Here is a 17,108-nt window from a genome sequence, read left to right as displayed (position 1 = left end):
TACCCGCCCCCATTCGCGTACCCGCCGCCTTCGGCCGCATTGTCTCTTCGGCCGATCTCATTCGGCTTCGCGCAGCCGGTAGCCGACACCCGTCTCTGTGGTGATGTATTGCGGCTCGTCCGGGCTCTGCTCGATCTTCTGGCGAAGCTGGCGCACATAGACGCGCAGATACTGGACATCGGTCGAACCGCCCCAGACCTGTTCGAGCAGGTGCCGATGCGTGATGACCTTGCCGGCGTGCTGCACGAGAATCCGCAGGATGTCATACTCCTTCGGGGACAGTTTCACCTCCTTGTCGGCGACCTTCACGATCCGCTTCACGAGATCGACGGACAGGTCGCCGGTCTGGAAGATCGGCCGTTCTCCCTGTTGCTGGAGCCTGTGGCGCAGGGCCACGCGAATGCGGGCAACCAGTTCCCTGGTGCCGAACGGCTTGGTCACATAATCGTCAGCGCCGAGCTCAAGCGCCTTGACGATTCCCGCCTCGTCCGTCCGGCTGGACAGGATGATGATCGGCAGCTCGAGCAGGTCGTTGCGCCACCTGGCCAGCAGGTCGTGTCCCTGGATATCGGGCAAGCCCAGGTCGAGGAGAATGAGGTCGGGCTGCTCGGTCTCGACCTTCTCCATGGCTTCCATGGCGTTGATAGCCTCCAGGATCGCGTAGCCTTCGACCGTCAGGCCGATACGCAGCAGTTTCCGGATCGGCGGCTCGTCGTCGACGACGAGAATTCTCACGGCCGAGTTGGTCATCACATGTCTTCCAGTTTTGGCATGTCGGTCGGAATCGGCATGCGGATGGTGAAGATGGCGCCGCTGCGGTCCGTCCTGTTGCCGGCGGTGATCGTTCCGCCCATCGCTTCGACGAAGCCCTTGCAGATCGACAGGCCCAGCCCCGTCCCGGCGAGAACGAGATCGCGCTTGCGGGCGCGGTGGAAGCTGTCGAAGACACGTTCGAGATCGTCCGGCGGAATGCCGGGGCCTTCGTCGAGGACCTGGATCGCCAGCCAGCGCCCGTCTTCCCACGCCCGAACGCGGATCGTGGTTTCGCCAGGCGCGTATTTGGCGGCATTGTCGAAGAGGTTGAACAGAACCTGTTCGAACAGGACGGGGTCCAGCCTCAGCATCGGCAGATCGGCGGGAATATCGGTGAGCGTCTTGTGGCGCGACATGATCTTGTGCGCCCGGCGCAGCGCCGAACCGACGATATCGCCGAGATATTGCAGCGAGGCGTTGGGCTCCATCGCCCCCGTTTCGAGCCGCGACATGTCGAGGAGATTGGCGATGAAGCGGTTCAGCCGCTCCGCCTCGTCGACGATGGTGGAGAGCATTTCGGTGCGATCGGGGGCGGGCATCGCATTCGAATAGTCCCGCAGCGTGCCGGCGGCCCCCAGGATCGCGGCGAGCGGCGTCTTCAGGTCGTGCGAGATCGAGGCAAGCAGCGCCGAGCGCAACTTGTCGGCCTCTGCCGCGAGCTTGGCCTTGTCGACATCGGCCACGAGCTGGATCCGTTCGATGGCAACGGCCGCCTGGTCTCCCAGCGCATCGAGGAGCCTCTGCTGCTCCGGCGTCAGCAGCGGCCCTTCCCGGTCGCTGTCGAGCCCGATGACGCCGACCGGCGTCTTGCCGGTGATCAGGGGCAGATAGAGGCGCTTGGCACCGGGCAGCGTATCGGCCCCGCGCCCGGCCGGACGATTGTGCTCCCAGGCCCAGCGCGCAGCCGCGATATCGGCATCGACAAGCGTGTCGTCCGGGGGATAGCCCGCCCGCACCGCCACCGTGCCGTTCTCGGGAAGCAGGATGACGACGCGCATCTTGAGCATCGAGGCAATCTGATGCGCCGAAGCCCAGAGCACATCGTCCAGCGTGCCCGCCCCCGCAAGCTTCCTGGCGAAGCGGTAGAGCTCCTCGGTGGCGCGGGCCCGTTCGCGGGCGACGGCGGCCTGCCGATGCACGCGGGCAGCAAGGTTGCTGGTGATCAGAGCCGCGCCGATGAAGAAGAAGAACGCGATCGTGCTTTCGGGATCGCGAATGGTGAAGGTGTAAAGCGGATCGAGGAAGAAGAAGTTGAACGCGAGCGCGCCCGTCAGCGACGCAAACAGCGCCGGCCAGAAGCCCGCTGTCGCGGCGGAGGCAAGCACCGCCATGAGGAAGGCGAGCGCGATGTTGCGCACGTCGAGCGTGCGCGAGAGCAACATGCCGAACGCGAAGGCCACGCCGACATACCCGGCGCTCCATAGATAGGGTCTCAGCCGAAAGCGGCGAGGCTGCGCTCGCACCGCGCTCCTTTGCGCTGCGCCCGAGCGCTCCTTGCCGGAAATGACGTGAACGCTGATGTCACCGGAATGCCGGATGAGATCATGGGAGACCGAGCCTTCCAGAAACTCCCGCCACCGCGACTTGCGCGACCTGCCCACGACGATGTGGCTGTAGTTGTTGTCGCCGGCATAGCGCAGCAGCTCCCGGGCGACGTGATGGCCCGGCAGCGTGATGGCGTCGCCGCCCAGCTGCTCGGCCAGTCGCAAGGCCGCGGCAATGCGATCCTTGGCTTCTTCCGAAAGGTTGGTCGACCGCGGCTCCTCGATATAGACGGCCGCCCAGGGGCTGCGCAGGCGGTCGGCCTGCCGTTTGGCATAGCGCACCAGGGACGGCCCTCGCAGATCGTCATCGATGCAGACCAGCACGCGGTCGCCCGCGCCCCAAGGCCCCTCGATGGCATGCGCCTGCATATGGCGCAGGAGCTGCTCGTCGACCCGTTGCGCGGTGCGGCGCAGCGCCAGCTCGCGAAGCGCCGTCAGGTTGCCGGGGGAGAAATAGTTCTCGATCGCCCGCTTGGCGGTCTTGGGAAGATAGACCTTGCCGTCGTGCAGGCGCTTGATGAGGTCGTTGGGGGTGATGTCGATGATCTCGACATCGTCGGCCTTGTCGATCACCGAATCCGGCACGGTTTCGCGCACCCGGATCCGGGTGATCTGCGCCACCACGTCGTTCAGGCTCTCGACGTGCTGGATGTTGAGCGTGGTGTAGACGTCGATGCCCCGGTCGAGAAGCTCCAGAACGTCGAGATAGCGCTTCGGGTGCCGGCTTCCGGGGGCATTGGTATGCGCCAGCTCGTCGACCAGGACGAGCTGCGGCTTGCGTTCCAGCACCGCGTCGAGGTCCATCTCCTGCAGAACCTGGCCCTTGTACTCGATCTTCGCCCTCGGGATGATCTCCAGGCCGCGGACCAGCGCTTCCGTCTCCTTGCGCCCGTGCGTTTCGACGACCCCGACGACGACGTCATCGCCGTCGGACCTGCGGGCGCGGCCCGAAACCAGCATCTCGTAGGTCTTGCCCACGCCCGGCGCAGCCCCAAGGAATATCTTGAGACGGCCGCGCGTTTCCTGCTCGGCCTTTTCCAGCAGGGCATCGGGAGACGGACGCTTGATATCGTCGGCCTGATCTTGCGGGCTCATCTTCAACTCCCATCGGGGCGGGCGGCAGTCGCTGGACTGCCGCCCTCACCTTTACAATCTGTCGAGCGCGAGGTTGAGTTCCAGAACGTTGACGATCCGGTCCCGTGTCAGGAAACCACCGGGCGAGAAGGCGGCACGGCGGATCAGACCTTCGATCCGAGCCTGGTCCAGGCCTCGCGCCTTGGCCACGCGAGCCACCTGATACAAGGCGCCCGCCTCCGAGATATGAGGATCGAGCCCCGCGCCGGACGCTGCAGCAAGATCGGCGGGCAGCGGATTGTCCGGCGTGGCGCCATGGCGCTTCGCCATCTCGCGGCCGCGCTCGGCAAGATCGCTGCTCGTCGGCGACCAGTTGCTGCCGCCGGCGCCGGCACCGTCATAGTCGACGGCGGACGGCCGGGGCCAGAAGTATTCCGGCCGCGTGAAGGCTTGCGCCACCTGACGGCTTCCCACGATGGTGCCGTCCGGGCCGATGATCAGCGAGCCGTTGGCCGTGTCGGGGGCGATTGCCTGGGCCACGGCCCAGACGGCGGTTGCATAGCCGGCGACGCAGATCAGCATGGTCGCCGCCGCTATACGGATGCTTGCAAGAAGTGAGTGCATGGGTCCGGTCTCCGGATCAGTTCATGAACATGAGGTGCTCGGCGATCGGTCCGAGCGTCGCCGCCGGGAAGAAGGTGAGCGCGCCGATGACAACGATGGTGGCAGCGAGCATGGTGGCGAAGGTGCCGCCCTCGACGCTGAGCGTGCCGCTCGCTTCGGCGCTGCGACGCTTGGCCGACAGGGAGCCGACGATGGCAAGCGGCAGGATGATCGGGATGAAGCGGGCAAACAGCATCACCAGACCGGTCGCCAGATTCCACGGCACGGTGTTGTCGCCGAGGCCCTCGAAGCCGGACCCGTTGTTCGCGGCGGACGAGGTGAACTCGTAGAGGATCTCGCTGAAGCCATGCGGCCCGACATTGTTGAGCGTGTCGGCTCCCCAGGGCGTCGCTGCGAAGATCGCCGTGCCGCCGAGGATGAACAAGCCGTGGGCGAGCAGCGCAAACAGCGCGAACTTCACCTCCCGCGCCTCGATGCGCCATCCCAGATATTCGGGCGTGCGGCCGATCATCATGCCGGCGATGAAGACGCCGACGACGATGTAGAGGAACATGTTGATCATGCCGACGCCGACGCCGCCGAAGGTCGCGTTGAGCCACATGCCGATCATCGGCATCAGGCCGCTCATCGGGTTGAGGCTGTCATGCATGGCGCCGACGGAGCCGTTCGAGGTGGACGAGGTCAGCACCGACCAGAGCGGGCCGCCGGTGGGGCCGAAGCGCATCTCCTTGCCTTCGAGATTGCCGACAGTCTGCTCGATGGGCAGGTCGGCGAAGGCCTGGGTGGGAGCGGTCTCGAAATAGACGGCGCCCGAGATCTTGACCGCGATGAAGGCCAGCATCACCGCGAAGACGACGCCGGCGTGGCGCATGCGGCCGACGATCCTGCCGAACATCCAGACGCAGGCCATCGGAATGATGATGATGGCGAACATCTCGAGGATGTTGGTCCAGAAGCTCGGGTTCTCCAGCGGATGTGTCGAGTTGGGCCCGAAGAAGCCGCCGCCGTTGGTGCCGAGCTGCTTGATCGCCACGAATGCCGCCACCGGGCCACGCGCGATGGTTTGCTGCACGCCTTCCAGCGTGGTCGCGACAGCCGCACCGTCGAACGTCATCGGCGCGCCGCCCAGAACCAGCAGAACCGCGACGACGAAGGCGACCGGAAGCAGCACGAGGAACGAGGCCCGCTGCACGTCGACGAAGAAATTGCCCAGGGGACGACCCGCCAGGCCGCGGGCCAGCGCGGTAAGTGCCGCGATGCCGGTGGCCGCCGATACGAACTGGAGCCACATCAGGCCGGCAAGCTGCGACAGGTAGCTCAGCGACACTTCGCCCGAATAGTGCTGGAGGTTCGTGTTCGAGGTGAACGAGGCGGCCGTGTTGAAGATCAGGCTGCCTTCCAGGGCTTCCTTGCCGTCGGGGTTGAGCGGCAGGTGCTGCTGCAGTGCCAGCACGCCGTAGGTGACCGCGAACATGACCGCATTGAAGGCCAGCATGGCGATCATGTAGCGCTTCCAGGTCTGGTCCTGCGCAGCCAGGGGGCCGCCCACGGCCCGTATGGCGCGGGTTTTCCAGCCGGCAAGGCCGGACGATGGATCGGCGGGGTCCATCGCCCATTTCATGTAACGGCCGAGCGGCCAGGAGATGAGCGCCGTACCTCCAACGACGAGGACGACGAAGAGCAGGGTTTGTATCAGCATCGAATTGTCTCCGAGATCGCTGGAAGGTCAGGCCCGGTCGACGGCATTGGTCATGACGAGCAGAAGCCCGAAGACGGCAAGGCCGAGAAACAGACAGAAAACGGTCATGGAAAGGATCCTTTGATCAGGCGAGACCGATGGCGATGATGACGAGGTCGATCGCCTTGATGCCAATGAAGGGCACGATCAGGCCGCCGAGTCCGTAGATGAACAGGTTGCGCTTCAAGAGCCCGTCCGCGCCGATGGCCTTGTAGGCGACGCCCCTGAGCGACAGCGGGATGAGAGCGATGATGATCAGCGCGTTGAAGATGATCGCCGACAGGATCGCGCTTTGCGGCGTCGCCAGGCCCATGATGTTGAGCGCGCCCAGTTGCGGATAGAGCGCGACGAACATCGCCGGGACGATGGCGAAATACTTCGCAACATCGTTGGCGATGGAGAACGTGGTCAGCGCACCGCGGGTCATCAGCAGCTGCTTGCCGATCTCGACGATCTCGATGAGCTTGGTCGGATCGGAATCGAGATCCACCATGTTGCCGGCCTCGCGCGCGGCGACCGTGCCGGTGTTCATCGCGACACCGACATCGGCCTGGGCCAGTGCGGGAGCGTCGTTCGTGCCGTCGCCGCACATGGCGACCAGCTTGCCCTTCGCCTGTTCCTCGCGGATCAGGGTGAGCTTGTTTTCCGGCGTGGCCTCGGCGAGGAAGTCGTCGACGCCCGCCTCGGCGGCGATGGCGGCGGCCGTCATCGGGTTGTCGCCGGTGATCATCACCGTGCGGATGCCCATGCGGCGCAGCTCCGCAAACCGCTCGCGGATGCCGCCCTTGACGATATCCTTGAGGTGGATGACGCCCAGAAGCCGCCCGTCCTTGACGACCGCAAGCGGCGTGCCGCCGATCCTGGCGATGTCGTTGGCGATTGCCTCCAGTTCCCGTTTGGCCTGTTCGCCGGTGCGGGGCGTGCCCGTGGCGGCCGAGGACAGTTCGATGTGCTTGAGCACCGCGTCAACGGCACCTTTGCGGATCGACGATCCGTCGAAGTCGACGCCGCTCATGCGGCTTTGCGCCGTAAACGGCACGAAGGTCGCGTGCAGGCTCTGCATGTCGCGGCCGCGGATGCCGTATTTCTCCTTGGCGAGGACCACGATGGAACGGCCTTCCGGCGTCTCGTCGGCGAGCGAGGCAAGCTGCGCCGCATCGGCCAGATCCTGCTCGCTGACGCCTTCGACCGGCCGGAACTCGGTCGCCTGCCGGTTGCCCAGCGTGATCGTGCCGGTCTTGTCGAGCAGCAGCGTGTCGATGTCGCCGGCGGCCTCGACGGCGCGCCCGGACATGGCCAGAACATTGAACCGCACCAACCGGTCCATGCCGGCGATGCCGATGGCCGAAACCAGCGCGCCGATCGTGGTCGGGATCAAGGTGACGAACAGCGCCACCAGCACGATCACCGGAATGGAACCGCCGGCATAGGCGGCGAAGGCGGGGATGGTTGCGGTCGCAAGGACGAAAATCAGGGTCAGTCCGGCGAGCAGGACGTTCAGCGCGATCTCGTTCGGCGTCTTCTGGCGCTCGGCGCCTTCGACCAGCGAGATCATGCGGTCGATGAAGGTCGATCCGGCGGCGGCCGTGATCCTGACCTTGATCCAGTCCGAAAGCACCTGCGTTCCGCCGGTCACCGCCGAGCGGTCTCCGCCCGATTCCCGGATCACCGGCGCGGATTCGCCGGTGATCGCCGCCTCGTTCACCGAGGCGATGCCTTCCACGACCTCGCCGTCCGAGGGGATGATGTCGCCGGCTTCCACCAGCACCACATCGCCGACCTTCAGGCTCGTGCCGGGCACGGGCTTCGTCTCGGTGCCTTGCGGATCGGCCAGGAGCTTGGCCTGGGTCTCGGTGCGCGAGCGGCGCAAGGAGTCCGCCTGCGCCTTGCCGCGCCCCTCGGCAACCGCCTCGGCGAAGTTCGCGAACAGGATCGTGAACCACAGCCAGAGGATGATCTGGAACGAGAAATCGAGATCGCCTGCGCCGGTGACGACATCCTTCAGGAACAGGACGGTCGTCAGCACCGAGACGACGGCGACGACGAACATCACCGGATTTCTAGCCAGCGTACGTGGATCGAGTTTCTTGAATGCGCCCCAAAGTGCGGGGACAAGGATGCGAGCGTCGAAGATGCTCGCCGGTTTAGACTGGCTCATGAGTGACTCCAGCTTGATGTTTCTGGTGACAGTCCCGGCCCGCATTGGCCCGGCCCGCATCTGCCCGGCTCGAAGAGGCGGGAGAGGAGCAAGGCAAGCAGCGCGCACGCCGGCATCACCGGCGCTGTCGCGAAGGCGATGCCTGGCGCAAGGGGGCTTTCTGTCTTCAGGAGGTCGGGCCGTGGCCCGGGAGATGTGCGGATCGGGCCGAGCAACTTGGCGATGATCCACGCCGCCTGTCTCAACGGATTAGACGTTCGGCGATTCAGAAGCGCTCCGGCCGCAAAAGCGCGTAGACAAGGTAGGCTGTGACGACCAGAGCCACACCGCCTCCCAGTATATATTCAAGTATCATTGCGCACCCCGTCTTGTCGGAAGCTGCCGACCGGCAAGACTTCCTGACGCCTATAGTTTTTCTCCGCGCTTCTCCTCAGCAGGAACCGGCAGCGAAGGTGACGGGAATATGGCGCAGGACTGCATAAAGGTTCGAGAGAGGCGAAGGCCCCAAAGAATAAAAATCTCATATGTATTTCGGGTCGGAACCGGTCGCGGAAGCGCCGGAGATTACCCGCCTCCTTGCCGAGAACGGATTGAGACCGCTGCGTGGGTATGGTCTGCTCCCTGAGGTAGGCTATTGAGCCTGATGACGTGCTACCCGTCTTTGGATCGCCCCGAACCGGAACTTCCGAGGTGGTGTCTCATGCGGCGGAAGCGGCCAATGAGCATTTCATGAGCAATATCGGCGACCTGTTGCCGATTGCGCTGTGCGAGCGGACAGTGCTGCAGTCCTTACGCCATGGCGAAGCGCGTGAAAGGAGAACTTCGGCTTGCCGATCTTGTTGAAGCGGTCCGCGCGCTGACGCACCTGAACGATCGAGCGCGAGACGTCTCACCAAGGGGCGCGACATCTAAAAATGAGCCGCCGCGTATTTCGCCCTGGCCAGGATCAAGGCGCAGATCGGCTACAAGCGTCAGCCCGGCTCCTATGGCGGCAAGCTGTCGGTCGTCTTCGACCATGCCTTGGCTCGCCAGTTCGATGCGGAGGCCCCGGACAGGGGCGTGGGTGACCGACATCACATACATCAGGACCCAGGAGGGCTTTGCCTATCTGGCCGTGGTGATCGATCTGTTCTCCCGTCGAGTTCGAACGGCTGCAGGAAATGTAACCCGAGGATGCCCACGAAACTCGGGGCTATTCAGACAGTATACTGCGGCGCGTTGTCTATCGAAGTCGATATGCGTGTCGCCTTGGCTTTGGACAACCTGATCCTCAAAGACGGGCAAGGCCAACTCTTGTCGTCGCAGTGGAGCCCGATACGCTAACATTCAACTACCTTTGATCCCGAGCACGTCTGACTGACACCCTCAAGCAATCCATGCGTCCAACCACGAGGCATGGGGCAAGTTGTTGCACAGGACAATATGTCCCGAGGAGACAGCGGCTCAAAACCGGACTCGCCTCGCAAAATTACAAAAACGCCATTTTTGTTTATTTTTTCAAGATATTTGGTATTTTTAAATCATTAAAAACGTGAGAGGTAACATGCATCCACAAACCGCCCTCTGGTTCTCAAGCCCGAACACCTGGTTGCTCGAGCTGCTTTCGCCGGCAAAGGTGCCGCACATCATTCTGGACATCGAGCATGGGACGTTCGACCTTTCCGCGACGGACAGCTTCATCTGCCTCGCCAAGGCGAGAGGATTTTCCGTACATGCCAAGACGCTGTCACCGGAGATGAGCCCGATACAGCAGATGCTGGATCTGGGTGCGGATTCCGTGATCGTGCCGCATATCGAGGACCTCACCCACGCACGGGACGTGTGTGCCTACGCAAAATTCGCCCCAACCGGAAAGCGAAGCTTTGGGGGAGGCAGAACCACCGGATATGGCGCACCGTGCGAGGACTATTTCGAAGCGCAAAATGCCCGGACACGCTGCTATCCCATGATCGAGACGGCAGGAGCCTTGCGGGATGTGACTGAAATTCTCGCGCTCGATTGCGTCGATGGCGTGTTTATCGGGCCTTCCGACCTCTCACTTTCCCGAGGCCGGGGACGATATACATTCAACGATGAAGACAGGACGGACCTGCAGAAGATCATCGATGCAGCTGCCGCCGCGGACAAACCCTGGATCATGCCGGCTTGGCGGGCGGGCGAACGGGCGTTGTCCCGAACCCATGGCGCACTGATCATGGCAGTCGCGGAAGAGCAGGATATCTTGAAAACCGGCCTTGAGACCCTGCTGGGTCAGGCTGACTTCAGCGCTGTTGCATAAGCCTTTGCAAAACGGAGCGGCGAACAATTTGGAGATGCCGCTCCATCAAGGAGGAAGCCCACAGGAATTCGCCCTGCTCCAGCGCCTCGACAATCATCATATGCTCCTCGCAGGACTGCCGTACCCGCGCTGGATTGGTGGTGGTCGCGTATTCGGAAATTCTGCGCAGCTTGTTTTGCTGCTTGACCGCCTGAATAATGAATTCGTTGGCAGAAAACTCCGCGACCATCAGATGGAAGTCCGAATTGACTTCGAACAACGCGCGGGCGCTGGTCGTTTCCATTTTTCCGGCGAGCAATTCTTCGTGTAAGGAACGCTGCCGAGCAAGACGCGACGCATTCGGTTGAAAACTATCCAGGCGCATTCCCGCCGGCTCTATCGCAAGGCGGAAATCATAGGACTGCAGCCGGCGTTCTTCCGAATCCAGCAGCGCCGCGAAGTGCCAGCCATAGCCGGACGAGCGTTCGACGATCCCATCGCGGACGAGCGCGATCAGCGATCTGTTCAAATCCGCCTTCGAAACGCCGTAGCGCTTGATAAGATCCGTTTCGGTAAAACTGTTGCTGAGTTTGCCCTCACGCCAGTCGTTGCAGATCAGCATGTCGAGATCGTCGCTGTCATCGTCGGACAGCAGTTTTTCGACCGGGTCGGGCAGCTTCGCAAGGATCCATTTCTGGCCCTCGTCCCGGCTGATATTGCCGCTTTCCAGCAGGTGGAACAACGCTGCCCGGACAGGTGTCCTCGAAACGCCGAGCTGTGTCGCAAGCTTGCGCTCACTGACCTTCTGCCCGAGCTGGTAGGAATCGTTGTGAAACAGTTGGAGAAGGCGTTGAGCAAATTCTTCCGGCTCAATGTGACTGCGGTTGCGTGGTGAGCTGGATTTCTCAGTGCTCATGCTTTTGGTCCTGCCCCTTCCTTTGGGCGTGTGTTCACATGCGCCGGTGCGTTGCCAGCGGGATCAACCGGCGCGCCCGCTCGATCGCCGCCCGGTCAATTCGGGCAGACACCAAACCTTCCCCCAACGGCCGGCATGCAATCACGCCGCCCCACGGGTCGACAACCAGACTGTGGCCGTAAGTGTAAAGCGTTTCCCCGTCTTCCTCATAACGCCCTTCCTGCCCCGGCGCCACGACATAGCATTGCGTTTCGATGGCACGGGCCCGCAGCAGCGGCTCCCAATGCTCCTTGCCGGTCTGCAACGTGAAGGCGGCCGGCAGCACGACGACCTCCGCCCCCGCATCCACCAGGGCGCGAAAGAGTTCCGGAAAACGCAGGTCGTAGCAGATGGCACAGCCCACGGTGATGCCGTCGAGGTCGTAAGTCACCACCTGCGTGCCGGGCGTATAGACCTTGCTCTCATCGTAGACCGTGCCGTCGGGCGCGGTGATGCGGAACATGTGGATCTTCCGGTAGGAAGCGACTTCCTTGCCCGACCTGTCGAAGACAAAACTGGTGTTGAAACGTTGCTCCCCCTTCGCCTCGGTCAGCGAGCCGCCATGAATATAGACGCCGTGGCGGCGGGCCATGCCTGCCAGCATCTCGTAACCGGCACCGCCAGGACAAACTTCGCCCGCCGCGCGCTGCGTTTCGGCCGTGCCGCCGAAGAAGGTGAAGCACTCCGGCAGCACGATCAGGTCGGGGCGCTCCTGATCGACAGCCTGCCCGATCAGCCTTTCTGCGGCCGCTATATTGTCTGCCGGATCGATGCCGACATTCATCTGGACAAGTGTGACTTTCATGATCCTAGTCCTGGGTGAGAGCGACGAAATGACCAGGGGCGGCTTCATGCAGCCGGTGGTTCGGCCCCTCTTCGTAAAAGGGAAGGTCGTTGTACTGGGCAGCGCGGCCGGGTACCCGGCGCGCGTGCACGTCGAAGCCACCGTCTCCATTCGCTCTGACGACAGCCGAAGCCGACAACAAGCGCCTGGTGTAGGGATGCAGCGGCCGGTCGTAGATTGCATCGCGCGGTCCGGTCTCCACCACCCGGCCGCGGCGCATGACCATGACGCGGCTGGCGACCTGTTCGACCACGGCAAGATCGTGCGATACGAAGAGGTAGGAGAAACCGAACTTGTCCTGCAGCTCCATGAGCACATCCAGCACCTGAGCCTGCACCGTCAGGTCCAGGGCGGAGACGGGCTCATCGGCCATGATGATGTCGGGCTTCATGATGATCGCCCGGGCGATGGCGACACGCTGCTTCTGTCCGCCGGAAAGCTCGTGCGGGAACTTCTCGACCTGCCGCTCGTCCAGGCCGACATCGCGCATGCATTGCAACACCCGGCGGGCCTTTTCCGCCCTGTCCAGACCTTTGGCATGGCGCAGGCCTTCGCCGACAAGTTCACCAATGCGGAAGCACGGATTGAGGCTTGAGGCCGGATCCTGAAACACCACCTGCATCTTGGAACGCATCGCTCGCCATTCTCGGCGGTTGGCCGGGTCGAACTTCCGGCCGTCGACGTGAATCTCGCCGCCGGACATCTGCTGAAGCCCGGTTATCGCCCGGCCGAGGGTGGTCTTTCCCGATCCCGATTCCCCTACAATGGCCAGGTTCTCGCCCCTGTTCAGCTCCAGGCTGATGCCGTGCACCGCCTGGAAATCCTCCCGGCGGGACCAAGGCCATTTGCGCTTGCCGCGATAGACGACAGCCGCCTTGTCCACGGTCAGAAGCGGGGCCGCGGGCCTTGGCTGCGTCACCCACTTGCCGCGCTTCGGGCTCGCGGACAGCAGCATGCGCGTATAGGCCTGTTTCGGATGCCGGAAGACCTCCTCGCAGGACCCGGCTTCGACAACCCTTCCCCGCTTCATCACGGTGACATCCCCGGCATATTCGCCGACAAGGCCGAGGTCATGGGTGATCAGCAGGACGGAGGTTCCCGCCTCCCTCGTCATTTCCACCATCAGATCCAGCACCTCGCGCTGAATGATGGCATCAAGGGCGGTGGTCGGCTCGTCGGCAATCAGCAGCTTAGGCTTCAGTGCCAGGACCGAGGCCAGCATGATCCGCTGGCGCATGCCGCCCGAATATTCGCTCGGATAAGCTCGGAAGGCTCCGGCCGGATTGCGGATGCCAACCCGATCCAGCATCGCCAGGCAATAGTCATAGATCTCCGCCCGCCGCATCGACGTGTGAAGACGCAGGCCTTCGCGCATCTGGTCGCCGACCGTGATCGCCGGATTGAGCGACAGCATCGGCTCCTGGAAGACAAAGCCGATCTCCCGGCCCCGTATCCGTCGGAGTTCTTTCGCACCGATCCTGTCCAGCCTTTGGCCAATAAAGCGGATTGAGCCTCCGCTCTGGCAGACCGCATTCGGCAGCAGGCCGACGATCGAGCGGGCCAGCATGGTCTTGCCTGATCCAGATTCGCCGACAACAGCATGCACGTGACCGCTTTTCAGCGACAAGCTGGCCTCTTCGACGATGGGCCGGTGAATGCCGAACCGGGTTTGCAGGGAAAGCTCCAGGCCGTCGATTTCCAGGAGGATGTTGTTGCGCTCGGCCATGTCAGATTTGCTCCATCCTCGGGTCGAAAAAGTCGCGCAGAGCATCGCCGAGCAGGTTGACAGCAAGCAGTGTTGTGGAGATGGCGAGGCCGGGGGCAAGAACCAGCCATACGGCGGTACTCGCAAATTGCTTGGTGTCGGCCAACATGCCGCCCCATGTCGGGTGAGGAGGCGGAACGCCGAGACCGAGAAAGGCCAGCGCACTTTCCGAAAGAAGCGCCGTTGCAAAGAGTGAAGTAGCTATGACAGAGACCGGCGTGATGCAGTTCGGCAGCACATGCCTGATCAGCGTGTCCAGATGGGAGTTGCCTAGAGCCCGTGAGCTGTCGACGAAGTCCTTCGCCCGGATGCTCAGTACGGTGCCCCGGACAACCCTGGAAACGCCGGGGGCGTAGGAGATGCCGAGAGCAATGATGACGCCGTATTTGCCGGGACCGACGGCAGCCACAATCCCGAGGGCGAGCAAGAGGCTCGGAAATGCGATCAGGGCATCCATGACCACGCCGATGGCCCGGTCGGTGCGGCCGCCGAAATAGCCGGAAACAGACCCCACAAGGATACCGGCCAGCACAGCGACGGTGACAGAAAGCGTGGAGATCGTCAGGCTTTCCCAAGCGCCGACAAGAATGCGGGAAAGGGTGTCGCGGCCGAACTGGTCTGTCCCGAGCCAGTACTCGGCACTTGGTGGCTGCAGACGCGCGGCGAAATTGACCAGCAGCGGGTCGTGCGGCGTCCACAAGCTGCCGAGCAGTGCGGCCAGCAGGAAGAAGGTCATCAGAACCAGGCCGGCGCAGGCGTTCAAACGCCCCTTCAGGAAACGTTGGGCGAGGGTCATAGTTTTACCCTGGGATCGAACACGGGATAGAGAAGATCGATGATCGTGTTGATTGCGACGTAGATCGCGACAATGAAGATCAACACGCCCTGGACGACGGCGTAGTCACGGGCAAAGATCGCATTGACCATGAGACGGCCGAGACCGGGCAGGCTGAACATCTGCTCAATGACGACGACACCGCCCAGCAAGTGCCCCAGAATGAGCCCCAGAACCGTCAATGTCGGTGCGAAGGCATTGGGGAAGACATGTCGCCTCAGGAGACGACCCTCGCCGACCCCCTTGGCGCGCGCGTGGGTGACATATTCGAGCCCCATCACCTCAATGGTGCTGGCGCGCGACATGCGGGTCAGCACCGCAACTTCGGTCAGAACAAGGGCGACGACCGGCATGATCAGATAGATCATGCCGGCGGCGGGATCCTCGAACACCGAAACGTAACCGACAGTGGGCAGCAGCTTCCACTTGGCACCAAAGAACGTCAGAAGCAAAAGAGCCGTCCAGAAACCGGGAACCGAAAGGCAAAGCGTGGCGATGCCCACGATCGAGGCGTCGGTCTTCGTGTTTTGCTTCCAGCCGGCAACAATACCGGCTGGAATGGCAATGAAACCCGCGATGACCGTTGCGGTCAGGACGACGATGGCGGTGACCGGAAAGGCGGCCCGGATCTCGTCGAGAACCGCACGTCCCGTTTGCACCGAAACGCCAAAGTCGCCCCGCAGCAGTGCCGCCGCCCAGGTCAGATATTGCGTGACCAGGGACTGGTCGAGGCCAAGCTCCCTGCGCTTGGCCTCCAGCGCCGCCGGATCATCGATATCGCCGATGAACAGCAGTGCCGGGTCTCCCGGAATGAGACGCATCAGGCCGAACACCATGATCGACGCAAGGATGAGTATCGGTATGGCCGATATCACCCGTTTCAAAGCATAGGCCCACATGCACTATCTCCCTGGAGAACCTGGTCGTCGTCTTATTCGCCGGAGGTCCGGACGCCCCACAAGCGGGGTGACTCCAGCGGCCAGAGTTCGAAGCCCTCGACCCCGGCATTCAGGCCGACGGCCCGCGCCGGGTTGAAGAGGCCGATCACAGAAGCGTCTTCGACAATCAGGGAATGCGCCTTGCGGAAAAGGTCAGCCCGCGTTTCGGGATCGGTGGCAACGCCCGACTGGTTGACTAGCTCGACGATCTCGAGCGCGTCGACAATGGCGTTGCCGCGGCTGACCTTGTCGCCGACAACGACATTCATCATCAGGGTGGGATCGCTGCGGGCGGAAAAGCCCATGACCATCATCTGGAACTTGCCTTCCTTGTAGGCGGCGTACTGGCTGGCCCAGTCGAGCACGTCCAGCTCCACATTGATGCCGGCTTGCTGAAGCATGCTCTGGATGGCGATGGCCGCGATATTGTCGAAGGGATAGGTCGCGTTTGTCACCAGCTTCAACGGCCGTCCGTCATATCCGGCCTCAGCCAGAAGCGCTTTCGCCTTGTCCGGATCGTATCCAAGCCCTTCGGCGAAGGCCGGCCCGAAATAGGACGAGGCCCGCGGCACAGCGGAGGGGTTCGGCTTGCCGAGGCCATTGGTTGCGCCCGCGGTCAATGCGTCGATGTCGATTGCGTGGCCGATGGCCTGGCGCAAGCGCCGGTCCGACAGGAGCGGATCGGTGTTCTGCATCATCAGAACTTCCCATTCCGGCGTCGCGACGGTCTGAACGCTCAAGCCTTCCGTGCCTTCCACTTCGGCAAGGGTGCTCAGATCGAGACGGGGCAGGACATCGATATCACCGGCGAGCAACGCGGTCTTCGCCGCGGCCGCATCCGGCGTGACCAGAAACCGGACGCTGTCGACAAAAGTCTCCCGGCTTCCTGAGTATCCGTCGCGGGGCGTGTCGAGCGGCACATAGCCGTCGAAGCGGTCGAGGCGGACATATTGTCCCTTGCGATGTTCGCCGAGCGTGAAGGGGCCGGTCGCGATCAGTTTCTCCAGCTTGCCGCCCTCCCCGACGGAATCCGGATGAACGATGCCCGACAGGCAGACCTTGTGGGCCATGCGCGTCAGGAACAGGCCGTTGGGTTCGTCTAGGGTAAAGCGGACATGGCGGTCATCGAGCACTTCGATGGACGTGATGTCGATGCCGAGGCTGCCGCCCTTGAACCAGCTCCGGCACAGGAAGCCGGTATTCTTGTCGAGCAGACGGTCCCACGACCACTTGACTTCCCGGGCCGTCACCGGTTCGCCGTTATGGAAGACGGCGCCCTTGCGAAGGGTGAAGGTATAGCTCCGCCCGTCCTCGGAAACCTCCCAGGACTCCGCCAGCATCGGACCTACGGAGAGGTCGTTCCTGTAGGCGACAAGCGCCTCCACGATATGGTGCAACACCGTATCGGTGTTGGCGTCCCGGTTGACGCCGAAGTCTATCGACCGGATGTCACCCGGGAGCGAAACCGTAATCTCGCTCGCATTGGCGGCGCCAGACGCCAGTGCAAATGCGGTTGCAAACAACGCGCTTTTGATATGCTTTCCCATGCTTCCCTCTCTGGTT

13 protein-coding genes and 1 pseudogene are annotated in these 17,108 nt (G+C 63.0%); 2 read left to right on the top strand and 12 right to left on the bottom strand.

Features of this window, described 5'->3' with window-relative positions; all coding sequences use genetic code 11:
* Positions 1-57: 57 nt before the first annotated feature.
* The 6 genes from H7H34_RS05500 to kdpF all read right to left on the bottom strand — a co-directional run bounded on the left by H7H34_RS05500 (position 58) and on the right by kdpF (position 8,306).
* Positions 58-750: a response regulator transcription factor gene (locus H7H34_RS05500; protein ID WP_185924504.1), complete on the bottom strand. Its 693-nt coding sequence runs from the start codon at positions 748-750 to the stop codon at positions 58-60.
* Positions 750-3,452, bottom strand: a complete 2,703-nt coding sequence (locus H7H34_RS05495) for a sensor histidine kinase (RefSeq protein WP_185924503.1) — start codon at positions 3,450-3,452, stop codon at positions 750-752. The genes H7H34_RS05500 and H7H34_RS05495 overlap by 1 nt, the downstream gene beginning before the upstream one ends.
* A gap of 51 nt (positions 3,453-3,503) precedes the next feature.
* Entirely contained in the window at positions 3,504-4,055 is a 552-nt protein-coding gene (locus H7H34_RS05490) for a potassium-transporting ATPase subunit C (protein ID WP_185924502.1), read from the bottom strand.
* Between the two features lie 16 nt (positions 4,056-4,071).
* Positions 4,072-5,754, bottom strand: coding sequence for a potassium-transporting ATPase subunit KdpA (gene kdpA / locus H7H34_RS05485; protein WP_185924501.1), 1,683 nt, complete (start codon positions 5,752-5,754; stop codon positions 4,072-4,074).
* A 124-nt stretch (positions 5,755-5,878) separates the two neighbouring features.
* Entirely contained in the window at positions 5,879-7,951 is a 2,073-nt protein-coding gene (gene kdpB / locus H7H34_RS05480) for a potassium-transporting ATPase subunit KdpB (RefSeq protein ID WP_185924500.1), read from the bottom strand.
* A gap of 265 nt (positions 7,952-8,216) precedes the next feature.
* Positions 8,217-8,306 (bottom strand): K(+)-transporting ATPase subunit F, encoded by a 90-nt coding sequence (gene kdpF, locus H7H34_RS05475; protein WP_158192626.1) that lies wholly within the window; start codon positions 8,304-8,306, stop codon positions 8,217-8,219.
* 581 nt (positions 8,307-8,887) lie between these two features.
* Here kdpF and H7H34_RS05470 point away from each other — a divergent pair.
* Both H7H34_RS05470 and H7H34_RS05465 read left to right on the top strand, forming a co-directional pair.
* Positions 8,888-9,095: pseudogene (locus tag H7H34_RS05470) on the top strand (DDE-type integrase/transposase/recombinase); the annotation flags it as partial.
* A gap of 399 nt (positions 9,096-9,494) precedes the next feature.
* Positions 9,495-10,229: an HpcH/HpaI aldolase family protein gene (locus H7H34_RS05465; protein WP_185924499.1), complete on the top strand. Its 735-nt coding sequence runs from the start codon at positions 9,495-9,497 to the stop codon at positions 10,227-10,229.
* Here the strand turns inward: H7H34_RS05465 and H7H34_RS05460 are convergent.
* Genes H7H34_RS05460 through H7H34_RS05435 form a run of 6 tightly spaced genes read right to left on the bottom strand, consistent with a single transcriptional unit; the run spans position 10,213 to position 17,092 of the window.
* The gene (locus H7H34_RS05460; RefSeq protein WP_185924498.1) at positions 10,213-11,124 is read right to left on the bottom strand and encodes a GntR family transcriptional regulator; all 912 of its coding nucleotides are present in this window, start codon (positions 11,122-11,124) and stop codon (positions 10,213-10,215) included. The two genes, H7H34_RS05465 and H7H34_RS05460, sit on opposite strands and share 17 nt — an antisense overlap.
* 34 nt (positions 11,125-11,158) lie before the next feature.
* A complete protein-coding gene (locus H7H34_RS05455; RefSeq protein WP_185924497.1) occupies positions 11,159-11,968 on the bottom strand; it encodes a carbon-nitrogen hydrolase family protein in 810 nt (269 codons plus the stop codon).
* 4 nt (positions 11,969-11,972) lie between these two features.
* Positions 11,973-13,733, bottom strand: a complete 1,761-nt coding sequence (locus H7H34_RS05450) for a dipeptide ABC transporter ATP-binding protein (protein ID WP_185924496.1) — start codon at positions 13,731-13,733, stop codon at positions 11,973-11,975.
* Between the two features lies 1 nt (position 13,734).
* On the bottom strand, positions 13,735-14,568 hold the full coding sequence (locus H7H34_RS05445; protein ID WP_120268887.1) for an ABC transporter permease: 834 nt from the start codon (positions 14,566-14,568) through the stop codon (positions 13,735-13,737).
* Positions 14,565-15,506: an ABC transporter permease gene (locus tag H7H34_RS05440; protein ID WP_120268886.1), complete on the bottom strand. Its 942-nt coding sequence runs from the start codon at positions 15,504-15,506 to the stop codon at positions 14,565-14,567. Before H7H34_RS05440 ends, H7H34_RS05445 begins: the two co-directional genes overlap by 4 nt.
* 32 nt (positions 15,507-15,538) lie before the next feature.
* Positions 15,539-17,092 carry an ABC transporter substrate-binding protein gene (locus H7H34_RS05435; RefSeq protein WP_185924495.1) on the bottom strand — a complete coding sequence of 518 codons (1,554 nt, stop codon included), beginning with the start codon at positions 17,090-17,092 and terminating at the stop codon, positions 15,539-15,541.
* Positions 17,093-17,108 lie beyond the last annotated feature (16 nt).

Origin of the sequence: Stappia sp. 28M-7, assembly GCF_014252955.1 — a bacterium.
In the GTDB taxonomy this organism is placed as follows: domain Bacteria; phylum Pseudomonadota; class Alphaproteobacteria; order Rhizobiales; family Stappiaceae; genus Stappia.
The sequence above is the reverse complement of the archived record's forward strand: the minus strand, read 5'-3'. Positions and strand labels throughout refer to the sequence as shown.